This window comes from Novosphingobium marinum (genome assembly GCF_013408095.1).
Classification (GTDB): Bacteria; Pseudomonadota; Alphaproteobacteria; order Sphingomonadales; family Sphingomonadaceae; genus Novosphingobium; species Novosphingobium marinum.
Map to the genome: position 1 here is coordinate 246,239 of NZ_JACBZF010000005.1, position 15,821 is coordinate 262,059.

The following is a 15,821-nucleotide window of genomic DNA, read 5'->3' on the forward strand; positions in this document are numbered from 1 at the left end:
GGTTTTTGATGGGATTATCGTACGATGGCCTCTGGGATTTTGCGGTATCTGGACTCAATCGTCGAGCGCGATCCGGCCCCGCGCTCGCGTTGGGAAGTCCTTTTGTACCCCGGCGTGTGGGCGCTTTTCTGGCACCGTGTCGCCCATCGCCTGTTCCGGATGCGCCTTTACTTCCTTGCGCGCGCAATCAACCACCTGTCCCGTTTCCTGACCGCCATCGACATTCATCCCGGCGCTCAGATCGGCAGGAATTTCTTCGTCGACCACGGTTTCACCGTCATTGGCGAGACGGCGGTGATCGGCGACAATGTCACGATCTACCAGTGCGTCACGCTGGGCGGTACCAACCCGACCAACGGCAAGGCCGGAAAGCGTCATCCAACCTTGCTCGACAACGTCATCGTTGGATCAGGAGCGCAGATCCTCGGCCCCGTGACTGTCGGCCATCGCGCGCGGGTCGGCGCCAATGCGGTGGTGACCGAGGACGTACCCGACGGAGCGACCATGATCGGGCTCAAGGCGCGCTCCACGCTAGTCCCTGCGGAAGACTGGCTCAAGGAGTTCATTCCCTACGGTACGCCCTGCCAGGAACCGTGCGAGCCGTCCGGCCTGACGCGGGTCGAGGAACTGGAGCGCGAAGTCGCTTCGCTTCGCCAGCGGCTCGATGCGCTTTCCGCCGTGGAAAGCGATGTCGATGCCGGTGACAGGGCTGCAGGGGGAAGCTGATATCTCGATGAAGTCAGGTATTGCAGGGGCAAAATCCGGCGCCACGATCATCGCCTTTCCGGGCGGCAAGGCTAGTCAGGTTGGCTTCGATCGCGACGAACTGCAGCGTATCCTGAATCTATACGGTCGCATGGTCGCAGCCGGGTACTGGCGTGATTATGCCATCGATTTCGGCAAGGACAACGCCAGCTTCTGCGCCTTTCGCCGCGCTGCCGAGCGCCCGCAGGCGCGGATCGAGAAACGTCCCGAACTGCGCAACCGGCAGGGACAGTGGACCCTGTTCGGCGAAGCGGGCCAGGTCCTGAAGCGAGGGAACGATCTGGCCGCCGTGCTCTTTCCGCTCGAACGCCGCCTGCTGAAGGTTGTCGAGGGCTGATGCCTGCGAACACCCTTGCGGCGGGCCGCTGCATGAGGCCATAGGCGGGCGAGCGATTCACCCCGATCGCTTCCCTGATACCCCTCGAAAGGTAAGCCGCGATGAAGGTCCGCGTACACGTCAGCCTAAAGCCCGGAGTTCTCGACCCGCAGGGTCGTGCGATCCACCACTCGCTCGAAGGACTGGGCTTCTCGGGCGTGCGCGATGTTCGGGCCGGGCGGCTGATCGAGCTCGATGTCGATGACGCGACAAGCGACGAGGCGCTCGACGAGATGTGTCGCAAGCTCCTCGCCAACATGGTGATCGAGAACTACCGGATCGAGAAGGTCCCGGCCGCGGAAGCGAGCGCATGAGCGGCTTTCGTGCGGCGGTCGTAACCTTCCCGGGTTCGAATTGCGACCGCGACATGGCGGTCGCGCTGGAAGCGGCGTCCGGCGCAGCGCCGATCCGCGTCTGGCACGGCGACGCACAGCTTCCCGAGCGCCTCGATTTCATCGCCCTGCCGGGCGGCTTTTCCTACGGCGATTACCTGCGGTCGGGCGCGATGGCGGCGCGCTCTCCCATCATGCGCGCGGTGGTCGAGGCTGCCGGACGTGGCGTTCCCGTACTTGGCGTGTGCAACGGTTTCCAGGTCCTGACCGAGGCCGGACTGCTGCCCGGAGCGCTGATGCGCAATGCCGCGATCACGTTCGTTTGTCGCGATGCACGCCTCAAGGTCGAAAACTCGCAATCGCTTTTCACGTCCGGCTTCGGCGCGGGCGACGAAATCGTCATCCCAGTCGCGCACCATGACGGCAATTATTTCGCCGACGATGGAACGCTCGACCGGATCGAGGGCGAGGGCAGGGTGGCGTTCCGCTATCTGGACAACGTCAACGGTTCCGCGCGATCCATCGCCGGCGTCCTTGGCGAAGCAGGCAATGTTCTTGGCATGATGCCTCACCCCGAACGTGCGATCGAAGACGCGCAGGGCGGTTCGGATGGCCGGATTCTGTTCGAAAGCGCGGTGAAGGGCCTCGTCGGCGCCTGATCAGGCGGCGTTCGCTTCTTTGCGCCGCTGGCGTTCGTCGAACAGCCTGCGGGCGTCGGGCGCGGGCATCGGGCGGCCAAAGTAGTAGCCCTGGACTTTCTTGCAGCCGAGCGAGCGAACCGTCGCAAGCTCGCGCTCGTCCTCTACGCCCTCGGCCGTCGTCGACATCTCGAGGCTGTCCGCCATCGCGACCACGGCACGAATGATTGCCAGGCTTTCCGGATTGCCGGTCGCCGCGCCCTGAACGAAGCTGCGGTCCACCTTGATGTTGGAAAAGCGCAGCTTGCGCAGGTATCCCAGCGACGAGTAGCCGGTCCCGAAATCGTCCAGCGCCACGCCGCAGCCCAGCGCCATGACCTGTTCGAGCGCCGCACGCGCCTGGGCCGCGTCGCGCACGAAGATGCTCTCGGTGACTTCGAGTTCCAGCCTGCTGGCTTGCAGGCGGCTCATGGAAAGCGCACCGACCACGCTCGCGGCGAAATTCGGCTCCAGAAGCTGCTCTCCCGAAACGTTGACGGCTACGCGGACATGACCTGGCCAGCGCGCGGCTTCCTTGCAGGCCTCGCGAAGGACCCACTCGCCGATGGGGACGATGAGCCGCGTATCTTCGGACAGCGGGATGAACTTGGCCGGGCTGACGAACCCGTGTTCTTCGCTGTTCCAGCGCAGCAGCGCCTCGAAACTGACGATGGCTTCGCTTTCGGCATCGACGACGGGCTGGAAGTTCAGGCTGAATTCGTTGCGTTCGAGCGCACGGCGAAGGGAAAACTCCAGCCTGCGTCGCTCCTCGGCATGGGCGTGCAGGGCCGGCTCGTAGGTGTAGTGCTGGCCGCCGCCTTCGTCCTTGGACCGATAGAGCGCAAGGTCGGCGTTGCGCATCAGCGTTTCCACCGTCGAGCCGTCGCGCGGGCCGACTGCCGAACCGATGCTGGCACCGACGAACAGCGTGTGATGATCGACATCGTAGGGCTGCGAAAGGCGTTCGATCACTCGCTCGGCGATACGATTGACGCGGTCCATGTCGGAAGCGTCGCGGACGACGATGGCAAACTCGTCGCCGCCAAGCCGCCCGCAAAGCTCGTTGCGGCTGAGCTGTTCCTTCAGGCGTTCCGAGACCCGTGCCAGCAGCTGGTCGCCGACGAGATGGCCGAGAGTATCGTTGACCGCCTTGAAGCGATCGAGGTCGATCATCAGGAAGGCACAGCGCGTGCGCCACTGCTCGGCATAGCTGAGCGCATCGCCCAGTGCCTCGGTCAGCATCATGCGGTTGGGCAGGCCGGTCAGCGTGTCGTAGCGCGCCATGTGCGCGATCTTGTCGGAGCTTTCGCGCTGCTCGGTCACGTCCGAGCCGACACCGCGAAAACCGTCGAACACCCCGTTCTCGTCGAGTTTGGGAGTGCCCGAAAGCTCCCACCAGCGTTGTTCGCCATTGATCGTGACGCGCACCAGCAGGTTCGAGAAGCTTTCCCGTCGCTTTAGCCGCTCCGCGAGGTCGTGGAGGCTCGACGGGAACTGACCCGTGTCCCAGGCAGGTCCGGCAACGAGCTGGATGAATGGCTTGCCTTCGATCGAGCGGGGCTCCTGGCCCAGCGCATAGGCGAAACGGGGGCTGACCGACCGGACCCTGCGCGACGTATCGATCTGCCACAGCCAGTCGGCCGCGCCTTCCTCGAACTCGCGCAGCAGCAGCGATACGACCTCGTTCTTCTCGATCATCCCGGCTTCGGCGATCTTGGTGCGCAGATAGCGCCTTGCACCTTCGATCGCGCCGATTCCGACCGTGAAGACAAAGGCGAGCGAGACCAGCGCGACATCGTAGCTGCCGTTGAGGAGGAAGCCCACGATCATCGAGCCGCCGGCAATCGCCGTGAACATCAGCGTTCCGAGGGGAACCGCCGGCAGCAGGATCGCCGATGCCGTCATCAGCATCGCCATGACCGTCCACAACTTCAGTTCGGTCTCGACCCCGACGAAGCGGGTGAAAAACGCCGCCGGAACTACCCAGACGAGCGCCTTGACGATCGAGCTGAAGGTCTGGCGATTCACTTCCTCGCTGGTCATGCGGCGCCTGTCCGCATCGACGAGAGAGACGTCGATCCGCATGCCGTAGTACAACGACCCCATGAGCGCGGCCGACCAGGCCACGAGCGCGGTCGCCGCGACATGTCCGAAGAACAGAGCGAAAGTCGCAAGCGCGGCAACCGAGTGAATGATGATTCGCGCCAGGGTGGCCGTGGCAAGACTGGAATACTGGAGTCCGCGCAGCCGTGCCCAGTCGCCTTCGGCGGGGTCGGAAAGCCCTAGAACCGCAAGGACCGGAAGATCCTTCGGAAGGCTGGAGGAGGCGGCGGTGTCCCTGTTCACCGGCCCGCTATCGCAGCAACAGGTTAGCAGCCCGTAAAATCTTCGCGATTCAATCGGCTTGCCGGCTATTCGACCGTGACGCTCTTGGCCAGGTTCCGGGGCTGGTCGACGTCCGTACCTTTGACGCAGGCGACGTGATACGCGAGCAATTGCACCGGTACGGCGTAAACGATCGGCGCGATGAGGGGGTGCACCCTGGGCATCTCGATTGTCGCGATACAGCCTTCGCCCGCATCGGCGATGCCTTCCGCGTCCGAAATCAGCACGATCTTGCCGCCGCGGGCGCTCACTTCCTGCATGTTGCTCACCGTCTTCTCGAACAGCGGGCCGGACGGCGCGATTACGATCACAGGGACAGCATCGTCGATTAGCGCGATCGGGCCGTGCTTCATCTCTCCCGATGCATAGCCCTCGGCATGTATATAGCTGATTTCCTTGAGTTTCAGCGCACCTTCCAGCGCAAGCGGATAGTCGGGGCCGCGCCCGAGGTAGAGCACGTCGCGCGCCGGCGCGATCAGGTGCGCCATTTCCGAAATGGCCTCGTCGTAATCGAGAGCGGCATTGAGGCAGGCGGGCGCCTCGATCAGGTGGCGAACGATTTCGGCCTCTTCCTCGCGACCGAGCCGGCCACGCAGGACCGCGAGGTTGGCGGCGAGTGCGGCGAGAACCGCAAGCTGGCAGGTGAACGCCTTGGTCGACGCGACGCCGATCTCGGGTCCGGCGTGCGTGGGCAGCAGCAGATCGGCCTCGCGCGCCATCGAGCTTGTCGGAACGTTGACGACGACCGCGATGGTCTGCCCTTCGGCCCGGCAATGACGCAGCGCTGCCAGAGTGTCGGCGGTCTCGCCCGACTGCGAGATGAACAGCGCAAGGCCGCCGGGTTCGAGCACGGGATCGCGATAGCGGAACTCGCTGGCGACATCGATGTCGACGGGCAGCCGGGCGAATTGCTCGAACCAGTATTTCGCCACGAGACCCGCATAGTAGCTGGTGCCGCACGCGACGATCGTAACGCGATTGATCTGGGACAGGTCGTAGTCGATCTGCGGCAGCGCGACCGACTGGTCGACCTGCCGGATGTAGCTGTTGAGCGTCTGGGCAACGACGGTCGGCTGCTCGAAGATCTCCTTCTGCATGAAGTGCCGGTAATTGCCCTTCTCGATGGCGGCGGCGGACGCCCCCGAGGTGGTGACCTCCCGATCCACGGGATTGTTGTTCGAATCGTAGATCTGCGCCCCTTCGCGGGTGACGACGACCCAGTCGCCTTCCTCGAGATAGCTGATCCTCTGGGTGAGTGGCGCCAGCGCCAGTGCGTCGGACCCGAGATAGGTCTCTCCGTCACCGTAGCCGATGACCAGCGGCGAGCCGAGGCGTGCACCGATGAGCATGTCTGGATGCGCGCGAAAGGCGATCGCCAGCGCGAACGCGCCACGTAGCCGGGGCAGCGCGGCCTTCACCGCGTCCTCTGGTGAGGCGCCTTTTTCGATGGCGTCAGAAACGAGGTGCGCGACGACCTCGCTGTCGGTTTCGCTTTCGAAGGTTCGCCCGGCCGCCTTCAGCTCCTCGCGAAGCTGGCGGAAATTCTCGATGATGCCGTTGTGTACGAGTGCGACTTCGTCCGTTGCATGCGGGTGGGCGTTTGCAGCGGTCGGAGCGCCATGAGTCGCCCAGCGCGTGTGCGCGATGCCGACTGTCCCCGGCGCGGGGTGCGATGCGAGTTCCTTGACGAGGTTGGCAAGCTTGCCTTCCGCGCGCCTGCGTACAAGTTCACCGGCTTCGACAGTGCAGATGCCGGCGCTGTCGTACCCGCGATATTCCATGCGGCGCAGGCCATCGACCAGCCGATCGGATACTTCTTCCTTGCCGACAATGCCTATGATTCCGCACATGAACGTTCGATCCCTGCTGAATGAAAGCGGTTAACGGGTCGATGCGGGGATGGCACCGATTCGTTTATTTTCCGACAAGCGTGGCGGCGGATACAGCCGCGCCAGCGCTTTGTGTCAGGCCTTCTTCTCGGCCTTCTTCTTTTTCTTCATCGCATCGTGAAAGCGATCCGCCCAGCCCGGTTTCACGAGCTGTTCGGCCCGCACGAGGCGCAGTTCGCCGGCGGCAACGTCGCGGGATACCGCGCTGCCCGCCGCCACGATGGCGTCGGCGCCTATCCGGACCGGGGCGATCAGGGCGCTGTTCGAGCCGATGAAGGCCCGTTCGCCGATCTGCGTCTTGTGCTTGAAATAACCGTCGTAGTTGCACGTGATCGTCCCTGCGCCCACGTTCGCCCCCGCACCGACTTCGGCATCGCCGAGGTAGGTGAGGTGATTGGCCTTCGCACCCGGGCCGAGCACGGTCTTCTTCATCTCGACGAAATTGCCGACCTTGGATTTCTCCTCGAGGATCGAGCCGGGGCGTAGCCGCGCGTAGGGGCCGATCTCGACGCCCGCCTCCAGGCGCGCGCCCTCGACATGGCAGAATGCGCGGATCGTGACGCCGTCGGCAACGGACACGTCAGGGCCGAAGAACACGTTCGGTTCGATCGTGACGTCGCGGCCGATTTGCGTGTCCCACGAAAACCAGACGGTTTCGGGGGCTACGAGCGTGGCGCCTTCGGACATCGCCCGCTCGCGGCGATCTTCCTGCCAGCGCGCTTCGGCCGCAGCGAGTTCGGCGCGGCTGTTGATGCCTGCTACCTCGTCGGGATCGTCGGTCACCACGACGGCGCAGGTCCTGCCGTCCCCGATGGCGAGGTTGACGATATCGGGGAGGTAGTACTCGCCTTGCGCATTGTCATTCCCGACGCGCGCCAGCAACGCGAAGAGGTCCTGCGCGCGTGCCGCCAGCAGCCCTGAATTGCACAGCCGCGAGGCGCGTTCCTCCTCGGTTGCGTCCTTGTGCTCGACCATCTTCAGGATGCGGCCCTGCATCGCGATGACGCGGCCATACTGCAACGGATCGTCGGGCTCGAAGGCCAGCACGACGGCTCCCGGCTCGTCGGTCGCATGAAGCCTCTCGATCATCGCACGCATCGTCCGCGTCGAAACGAATGGCACGTCGCCGTAAAGCACGAGGACATCGCCGTCGAAACCCGCCAGCGTTTCCTCGGCCTGCTGCACCGCATGCCCGGTGCCGAGTTGCGGTTCCTGCAAGGCTATCGTCGCGCGATCGGCCATCGCGGCTTCCAACTGCTCCCGGCCATGGCCGGCGACGACGACGGTGCGTTCCGGTGAGAGCCCGGCGGCGCTCGCCATGAGGTGCTCGATCATCGGGCGACCGGCGATCGGGTGGAGCACCTTGTGCAGGTCGCTCTTCATGCGCGTACCCTTGCCGGCGGCAAGGATCACGACGGCAAGCGGCGGGCGGGACTGTTCGGGCTCGGTCATGGGGTTCGTGTGCCAGCTAATTCTTGCGGTTTCCAGAAGGTCTCGCCATCAGGCCGGGGATGAACGACTTTCCTTTCGACATCGTGGGGTTCGACCTTGACGGGACGCTTCTCGACACGCACGGCGATCTGGCCGACGCGCTCAATCACGCCATGGCAAAGGCCGGCCGTCCACCCGTTCCGCACGCCGAAACGCGCGACCTTATCGGCGGTGGCTCGAAAAAGATGCTCGGCCGTGCGCTCGACTTGACCGGCGGGCGTCCTTCGGACGCGGAGTTCGGAAGGCTGCACGCGGCTCTGCTCGATCACTACAGCCGCAACATCGCCAACCACACGAAGCCGTTTCCCGGTGCGGTAGCGGCGCTCGATGCGCTTCAGGAACGTGGGGTCCGGCTTGCGGTGGTCACCAACAAGTACGAGCGGTTCGCGCGCGAGGTGCTCGGCACCCTCGGGCTGGCCGAACGTTTCTTTGTCATTCTCGGCGGAGACACGCTCGGCCCGGAACGTTCGAAACCGAGCCCGGACCTTCTCATCGAAATGACCGAACGCGGCGGCAGCGCCAATTGCGCGTACGTTGGCGACACGACGTACGACACCCAAGCCGCACGCGCAGCCGGTATGCCATGCGTGGCCGTGCGCTTCGGGTTTTGCGACAGGGAGCCGGAGCAACTCGGTGCCGATGCGCTCATTGACCACTTCGACGACCTGATCCCCGCGCTCGCCTCGCTGTCACGCTGAGGACGGTTGCGGCCCGTTCGCGTTCTGGGTCTTGGCCTCGCGCTTCGCCTTGTGGTCTTCGGCGGTTTCCGGCGGGTAGAAGCCGACAATGGTGTCCCCGTCTCCGACGCTCGGCGTGTTGATCGAGGAGAAGAAGGTGTAGTTGCCGTCGGGGCGCACCACGGCCACCGGCATCGCCCCTTCCTCCAGTTGCGACTTGAACTGGTCGAAGGTGAACTGGTCGGTGATCTTGGTGCGGCTGAGATACCAGCCTTCGGCAATGCGGGTCTGGAGGTCGTAGATGGTCAGCGGTTCCTTGAACATCATGCCGGCGCGTGGCGTCGTCATCCCGCCACGCTGGTCGGGCGCGACCTGCAGCACCTTGTCGAAGCCGAGTTCCGGGCCGAGTTCCGAGCAGACAAGCGCGTTATAGGCGTCGCTGTCCGACAGCGCGGCGACCTTGCTGAAGCTGCCCCAGTCGAAATGGTGCCGGAAATTGTCGTCGAGCATGTCGCCCATGTGGGCATCGAGCTCCTTCTTCCGGGCCGCGCGCAGCTTGAACTTGCTGCTGTCCGCCACCGCGACGGGCACGCCTGCTTTCTGCATCGCTTCGGCAAGAGCGACCGACCAGTCGTTGATGCCGATCAGCATCAGCCCGTTGCCCTGGCCGCGATCGATCCCGAGGTAGCGCGCCCACCACTTTGCGGTGAAGCCATGTGCGGTGATGGTGGCGATGGCGGTGATGAAGGCGAGGGGTACCAGCAGCTCGGCCCCCGGCACGCCGCGTTCGGTCAGGCGGAGCGCGAACAGGCCGGTGATGGCGACCGCAACGATACCGCGCGGCGCGATCCAGGCGATGAACAGCCGCTCCTTCCACGGCATGTCGGACCACATGAGGCTGACCAGCACGGTCAGTGGACGCGCGACGAACATCAGGAGCACGAGGAACAGGAGGGAGCGCACCGGCAGGAGCGTGAGGTTCTCCCACGTAAGCTGCGCCGAAAGGATGATGAACACACCCGCGATCAACAGGACCGCAAGATCCTCCTTGAACCGCCGAAGCGTGTTGGTGGCGAAGGTCTGGCGATTGCCCATGACCATGCCCATCACCGTCACGGTGACGAGTCCGCTTTCGTGCTGAACGAAATCGGCGACGACGAAACCGGCGATGACAGTCACCAGCAGGACCGGCGCCTTGAGGTACTCGGGTACGTATCCGCGCGGAAAGGCCCACGTCAGCAGCCAGCCGAGCGCGAAACCCAGCGCGCCAGCCCCGAGCGAGGCTATGGCGACGCTCAGCAGGCTGCCATGTCCTTCCTCGCCGCTGCCGAAGGTCATTTCGGCGAAGATGACGATGGCGAGCAGCGCGCCGATGGGATCGTTTATGATCGCTTCCCACTTGAGCGTATCGCCCACGCGCCTGGGCACGTTGATGGCGCGCAGCATCGGGCCGATCACGGTAGGGCCGGTGACGACGAGGATGCCGCCGAACAGCATCGATATCTCCCAGCTCAGCCCCGCGCCGAAATGGACCGCGGCGGAGCACGCCATCCATCCTATCGGCACGCCGAGCAGGATAAGTCTTCGGACCGAATTGCCCGCTTCGCGAAGGTCCCGAAGGTTGAGTTGCAAGCCGCCTTCGAACAGGATCACCGCCACGGCGAGCTTTATTATCGGATCTCTCAACTCGCCGAAATCGACCTGCGGGTCGAGAATGCCGACGATCGGACCGACGATGATGCCGGCGGCAAGCAGGAAAACGATCGCCGGACGCCCGGTTCGCCACGCGACCCACTGGGCAGTCACGCCCAGGACGCCGATCATGGCGATCTTCATCATCAGGGGTTCGGCCATACGTCCTGATATCCTATCGCAACGCAGGAGCAAGGGCGCGTTGCGCCTTGGGCGGTGGGGGCGAACCGTGGATCGGCATGCGGAACCTATGCAACCCGGCTGAGGGCGGCTGGTTCCGCACGACGATCAATCGGGCGCTGGTGTACCTTCGGGAAGGACAAGGACTTCCAGCCGTTTTTCCGGGACGAGCCACCGGGCCGCAGCCGACTGTACATCCGCAGGCATGAGTGCCCTGAGCCGGTCTTCGGCCATGAGGAAGCGCTCTATCCGGTCGGGCTGGGACTGCGCGCGGTCGACCAGCGTCAGCCAGCCTCCGTTCGATTTCAGCGCGTTCTGGAAGGTTTCGACCATCGGCTGGCGGGCGCGCTGCAACAGGTCCGCATCGACGGGAGCCGAACGAAGCCGCTCGACGGTATCGACGAGTGCGTCCCTTGTCTCCGCTATTTCCCGCACGTCGACCGATGCCGCGATGCCGAAGGTGCCGTAACCGTCCCAGTATCGCGACATCGAGCTCGCAGCGCTCGGCGAATAGGCCTTGCCGAGACGTTCGCGCAGCGTCTCGGTCAGCTCGATCCGCATGATCCGTTCGAGCAGTTCCATGGTGATCGTCTCGACCGGATCGCCGTCGTCGGTCGTCGGCCAGGTGAAGCGCAGGAGTGCCTGGTCCTCGGGACCCTCGTGACGCAGGATCCTCCGGCTGAAATCCGCGGTGAACGGCCGGGGCTGCTGCGCGGCATAGTCGCGAAAGGATGCCTCGCGCCCGGGCAGCGCGCCGAGCGAGTGGGCGACGAGCGCAATGGCCTGATCTTCCGGAATGTCGCCGACGATGCCGATCTCGATCGCGCCATTGCCAAGCCGCTCGGAGATGTCGGCGCGCAGTTTCTCGAAGGTCAGGTCGCGATAGTCCTGGCGTTCCAGGATCGTGAATCGCGGGTCTTCGTCCGACAGGATGCCCCCGATCCGCGTCTGCAGGGCCGAAGAGGGCGTTGCGTCGCGCCGCGCGAAGAAGTCATTGATGTTCTGGCGGTACTGGACTTCGCCTTCGAGCCGGTAGCCCGGATCCGAGAGGTAGGCGGCGAGCACGTCGAGTTGCAGGCCGAGGTCGCGCGGCGTTGTCCGGGCGTTCACGGTGAAGCCTTCGGCAGTGCTGGATACCGAACTGCCGATCGTGCGCCCGGCAAGTATTGTTTGCAATTCGTCGCGGCTGTGCTGTCCGAGGCCGCCAAGGCTGAAAACCTGCATCATCTGCGTTGCCAGCGGATTCTCGCGGGTATTGAGCATGTCGCCGCCGTCGACCGTGAGGTCCACGAGCACCCGGTCTTTCTCGAGTTTGGTGCGCTTGATGTTGAGCATCACGTTGTTGTCGAAGCGAACTCTCCTGATGCCGAGGTCCTCGATCCGGTCGTCCTCGACGATTTTGCCTGGCTCGCCGAAATCGCCATAGGCAAACTCCGAACTGGTCTGCGCATCGCCGCGTGCAAGCTGCTCTGCCATCGCCGCGTTCCAGGCGGCGCGGATCGCGTCGGCTCCCCCGGCCGGTGTCGTGCGGCCCCTGAATCGCAGGAGCGGGTCGTCGAGCGGGACGGCCTCGCGCTTCATGGCGGCGAGCACCCGGTCCGGCGTGATCTGCGGAATGAACGTTTCGAGCCTTTCGAGCACCGAGCGCGGACCGGACGGAACCATGTCCTCGCGCAGCAGCCCGAAGGCCAGGCCCTCCCACGTCTGGTGGTTGAGCGTATCGGCGGAAGCCGCCGTGTTCTCGGTGGCAGTGCGGATGTTTGCGACCTGTTCGGCAACTTCGGCTTCGGTAAAGCCGAAGGCGAGCGCACGGCGATATTCCTGCACAGCGGCTTCCAGCCCGCGTTTCCACTTGCCGTCCGCCGTATCGACGATGATGCGGGTCGATCGACCGTCCTCGAAAACGTCGCCCGTGCCGAAACCCGCGCCGCGGAAGGGAGGGTCGGTCAGGCGTGAGAGACGCTGCAGCCTGCGATTTACGATGTTGTAGCCGATCTGGCGCAGCAGGCCTTCCTGCCGCTGCGCGACCGTATCGGGCTTGTCGAGCCACGGGCCGTGTCGCGTCGCGGTAATGCGCTCGGACAGGGCGGGATCGACGTAGACATCGGTCCGGCCGGCGGTCGAGGGATCGACCGGACCGCCACCCGGCTGAGGCTCGGGGGCAGGGCCGGTCCAGCCGGAAAAGGTGTCGCGAATGCGCGCTTCCACAAGGTCGGGGTCGAAATCGCCGATCACGACGATCGTCGTGTGCTCCGGCACGTATTCGCGCGACCAGAAGGCGCGCAAGGCATCCGCGCTCGCACCGGCGATGGTTTCGGCTGCCCCGATGGGAAAACGGTCCGGGTAGCGCGCGCCGGGATGGAGGAACTGCGTGTCGTCGAGGGCATTTCGCAACGTGTACGTGTTGCGGTCGCGACGTTCGGCGAGGATCACGCCCTTCTCGCGCTCCACCGCCTGCGGATCGAAACCGAGCTCGCTCGCCGTCTCGCGCATAAGGTGGAGCGCGACGTCGAGCAGTTCGGTGTCGTTACGCGGGAGGTCCAGCTTGTAGGTCGTACGGTCGAAACCCGTCGATGCGTTGGTATCGGCTCCGAACGCCAGGCCGTTGCGTTCGAGGAGACGCACCATTTCGCCTTCGGGCACATTGGTGCTGCCGTTGAAGGCCATGTGCTCGACGAAATGCGCGAAGCCGAGTTCGTCGACTTCCTCGTCGAGCGAACCTGCTTCTATCTCCATGCGCACGATGGCAGTGCCTGCGGGCGTCGCGTTCTGCCGGACGATATAGCGCATGCCGTTTGGCAGTTGCCCGAAGCGGAAGCCCTCGTCAGGCGGGATGTCGCTTTCCTCGAACGCCCAGACCGGTCCGGCCCTTTGCGCGGGAGCCGAGGCGACGTCCTGCGCGAGCGGTGCGCAGGCGGCGAGGATGGCCAGAAACGCGGCGGTCGCGGCTGCGCGCAGGCGCAAGATTACTTCCCCCTGCGCTTCCTGTGCTTGGCAAGGTCGAAGACCTCGCTCGGCCCGGCATCGTCCTGGAGCAGGCCGAGGCGCCGCGCGACTTCCTGGTAAGCCTCTTCCTCACCGCCGAGATCGCGGCGGAAGCGGTCCTTGTCGAGCTTTTCGCCGGTGTTGATGTCCCACAGACGACAGCCGTCGGGGCTGATCTCGTCGGCGAGGATCACGCGGCTGTAATCGCCGTCCCAGATGCGCCCGAACTCCAGCTTGAAGTCGACGAGGCGGATGTCGATGGCCGCGAACATGCCGCACATGAAATCGTTCACGCGGATCGCCATCGAGGACATGTCCTGCATTTCCTCGTTCGAGGCCCAGCCGAAACAGGCGATGTGCTCCTCTGCGATCAGCGGATCGCCCAGCGCGTCGTCCTTGAAGTAGTACTCGATCAGGGTATGCGGAAGCTGCTCGCCCTCGTCGATGCCAAGGCGCTTGGAAAGCGAGCCGGCAGCCACGTTGCGCACGACAACCTCGATCGGGATGATCTCGACCTGCCGGACGAGTTGCTCGCGCATGTTGAGGCGGCGGATGAAGTGATTGGGCACACCGATGTGGTTGAGACGCGTGAACACGTACTCGCTGATGCGGTTGTTGATGACGCCCTTGCCCTGGATCGTGCCTTTCTTCTGCGCATTGAACGCAGTGGCATCGTCCTTGAAATACTGGATGAGCGTGCCCGGTTCGGGGCCCTCGTACAGGATCTTGGCCTTGCCTTCGTAGATCTGGCGGCGACGGGACATGGGGCGAACCTCGGGAAAGTCGGAAGCTGGAACAACAAGCCCCGGCGCGAACAGAACGCGGTCGCGAACTGCACGGGTCCGGGGCACGGTTCCTCGCATATAATCGACGGTCCGGGAATTGCCAACCGATGGCGAAGTCGCGGCGAAACGCGGATGCTGCGACGCCAGGCTTTGGCGACGGAGCGGGGTCAGCCGGCCTTTATGCCTTCCACGATCGCATGTGCGGCTTCGCTGACATCGTTCCATGTGGCGGCGAACCCGTCCTCGCCGCCGAAGTATGGGTCCGCTACTGCCTCGCCCGCGCGTCCGGGGACCTGGTCGAGCAGCAGAGCCAGCCGTGCGCCGCCATCGGCAGGGCGGAGTTTGCGCAGGTTCGACAGATTTTCGGCATCCAGCGCGAGGATGAGATCGAATTCGTGGAAATCGGCTCGGGTCACCTGCCGTCCGCGGTACGCCGAGATGTCGAGGCCGTTGCGCCGGGCTTCGGCCTGCGCACGCGGATCGGGCGCCTCGCCGATGTGCCAGTCGCCGGTGCCCGCCGAGTCGATGCGCAGCGAAAGACCGGCGCGCCCGGCCTCGTGCCGCAATGCCGCTTCCGCGAGAGGTGAGCGGCAGATATTGCCAAGGCAGACGAAAAGAACGGACCGGACGGGCATTCTCAGGCCGTCGGTCCGTTCGGATGCGTCGTCAAGATGTTTCGGACCTGTGGTCTGTCAGTCCAACCGTCGAATTCGAACCCTTCAGGACGCTGTTCTCAACGAATTCCGAACAGCTTCTGGAACAGCGACGGGCCTTCCATCGGCTGGATCGGTCCATAAGTACGAAAGCGCTGGTGCGCGTCCCGGTGCGGCCTCGGCATTACCCAGGAATTGGGCCGGCTGCTTCGAAAGCTCATTGCAGACATAGTCAACTCCATCCGTGTCCCCCGCGGGTGTGTCTCTCAAAATGCACGTGTCGTCGTATGGTTCCCGAAGACCGAGACCAGGCCCATGCGGTGTGTCAAACCGGGTAGGTTTACAAACTTCTGTTTCATAACGGAAAAGGGCCCCGCAACCGGGTTGCGGGGCCTTTCTCGGATTGTCATGGGTCAGGAGCGGTCAGCCGCCGTAACTGTCGTCGTGATCGTGGCCCTTGTGCCAGCCGTAGTGGTTGCCCTTGCCTTGCTCGGGGAAGCCGTCGTGACCCTTGCCCCTGTATTTGCCCTTGCCATCTTTCCCTTTCGAATGGGCCGACATCACTTCGTCGTAGAAGCCGCCGTCCTCTTTCACATCCCTGGACTTTTCGGGGAGCTCCTTGTCGCCGGCACGCGTGCCGGCCATCGCTGAACTACTTGCAAGGAGTGCGCCGGAAAGAAGAAGCGTCCCACCGATATTTCGCAGTCTGGCCATGGTGTCATCTCCACCTCGTGTGACTGCCCCCTTCTGTCGCCCACAATGGTTTACCCCGCCTGTTGCAATGCAACAAACGAACGGGGTTAATCCTGTCCCGTATTCTGCACACCATGTCGCGCCGGGTCTCACGCCTACTCGAAAGTACCGGAAAAACTTCGATTAGCTAACAGGTAAGCATATCGACGAACCGTCCGACACGCGCGCCGGGCTGTTGTGC

The 15,821-nt window shown here is 64.3% G+C and carries 13 protein-coding genes; 5 read left to right on the plus strand and 8 right to left on the minus strand.

Annotated elements, in window-relative coordinates; all coding sequences use genetic code 11:
* Positions 1-24 precede the first annotated feature (24 nt).
* The 4 genes from epsC (at position 25) to purQ (ending at position 2,132) form a co-directional block, all read left to right on the plus strand.
* Positions 25-726, plus strand: coding sequence for a serine O-acetyltransferase EpsC (gene epsC, locus FHS75_RS14305; RefSeq protein WP_179408369.1), 702 nt, complete (start codon positions 25-27; stop codon positions 724-726).
* A gap of 7 nt (positions 727-733) precedes the next feature.
* The gene (locus FHS75_RS14310; RefSeq protein WP_179408370.1) at positions 734-1,102 is read left to right on the plus strand and encodes a DUF2794 domain-containing protein; all 369 of its coding nucleotides are present in this window, start codon (positions 734-736) and stop codon (positions 1,100-1,102) included.
* Positions 1,103-1,203: 101 nt separating this feature from the next.
* A complete protein-coding gene (gene purS / locus FHS75_RS14315; RefSeq protein ID WP_179408371.1) occupies positions 1,204-1,455 on the plus strand; it encodes a phosphoribosylformylglycinamidine synthase subunit PurS in 252 nt (83 codons plus the stop codon).
* The gene (purQ, locus tag FHS75_RS14320; protein ID WP_179408372.1) at positions 1,452-2,132 is read left to right on the plus strand and encodes a phosphoribosylformylglycinamidine synthase subunit PurQ; all 681 of its coding nucleotides are present in this window, start codon (positions 1,452-1,454) and stop codon (positions 2,130-2,132) included. Before purS ends, purQ begins: the two co-directional genes overlap by 4 nt.
* Here the strand turns inward: purQ and FHS75_RS14325 are convergent, their stop codons facing one another.
* The 3 genes from FHS75_RS14325 to glmU all read right to left on the minus strand — a co-directional run bounded on the left by FHS75_RS14325 (position 2,133) and on the right by glmU (position 7,876).
* On the minus strand, positions 2,133-4,496 hold the full coding sequence (locus tag FHS75_RS14325) for a putative bifunctional diguanylate cyclase/phosphodiesterase (RefSeq protein WP_179408373.1): 2,364 nt from the start codon (positions 4,494-4,496) through the stop codon (positions 2,133-2,135). It abuts the gene before it with no gap.
* A gap of 65 nt (positions 4,497-4,561) precedes the next feature.
* Positions 4,562-6,385, minus strand: coding sequence for a glutamine--fructose-6-phosphate transaminase (isomerizing) (gene glmS, locus FHS75_RS14330; RefSeq protein ID WP_179408374.1), 1,824 nt, complete (start codon positions 6,383-6,385; stop codon positions 4,562-4,564).
* A 114-nt stretch (positions 6,386-6,499) separates the two neighbouring features.
* The gene (gene glmU, locus FHS75_RS14335) at positions 6,500-7,876 is read right to left on the minus strand and encodes a bifunctional UDP-N-acetylglucosamine diphosphorylase/glucosamine-1-phosphate N-acetyltransferase GlmU (RefSeq protein ID WP_179408375.1); all 1,377 of its coding nucleotides are present in this window, start codon (positions 7,874-7,876) and stop codon (positions 6,500-6,502) included.
* A 59-nt stretch (positions 7,877-7,935) separates the two neighbouring features.
* Between glmU and FHS75_RS14340 the strand changes: the two genes are divergently transcribed.
* Positions 7,936-8,613 carry an HAD-IA family hydrolase gene (locus FHS75_RS14340; protein WP_179408376.1) on the plus strand — a complete coding sequence of 226 codons (678 nt, stop codon included), beginning with the start codon at positions 7,936-7,938 and terminating at the stop codon, positions 8,611-8,613.
* Here FHS75_RS14340 and FHS75_RS14345 read toward each other — a convergent pair.
* The 5 genes from FHS75_RS14345 to FHS75_RS14365 form a co-directional block, all read right to left on the minus strand.
* Complete coding sequence (locus FHS75_RS14345; protein WP_229735623.1) at positions 8,605-10,446, minus strand: cation:proton antiporter; 1,842 nt, start codon at positions 10,444-10,446, stop codon at positions 8,605-8,607. The two genes, FHS75_RS14340 and FHS75_RS14345, sit on opposite strands and share 9 nt — an antisense overlap.
* Before the next feature lie 126 nt (positions 10,447-10,572).
* Positions 10,573-13,428, minus strand: a complete 2,856-nt coding sequence (locus tag FHS75_RS14350; RefSeq protein ID WP_229735624.1) for a M16 family metallopeptidase — start codon at positions 13,426-13,428, stop codon at positions 10,573-10,575.
* A 2-nt stretch (positions 13,429-13,430) separates the two neighbouring features.
* Positions 13,431-14,213 (minus strand): phosphoribosylaminoimidazolesuccinocarboxamide synthase, encoded by a 783-nt coding sequence (gene purC, locus FHS75_RS14355; protein ID WP_179408377.1) that lies wholly within the window; start codon positions 14,211-14,213, stop codon positions 13,431-13,433.
* 188 nt (positions 14,214-14,401) lie between these two features.
* On the minus strand, positions 14,402-14,869 hold the full coding sequence (locus FHS75_RS14360; RefSeq protein ID WP_179408378.1) for a low molecular weight protein-tyrosine-phosphatase: 468 nt from the start codon (positions 14,867-14,869) through the stop codon (positions 14,402-14,404).
* Positions 14,870-15,310: 441 nt separating this feature from the next.
* Positions 15,311-15,532, minus strand: coding sequence for a hypothetical protein (locus FHS75_RS14365; protein WP_179408379.1), 222 nt, complete (start codon positions 15,530-15,532; stop codon positions 15,311-15,313).
* Positions 15,533-15,821: the final 289 nt, after the last annotated feature.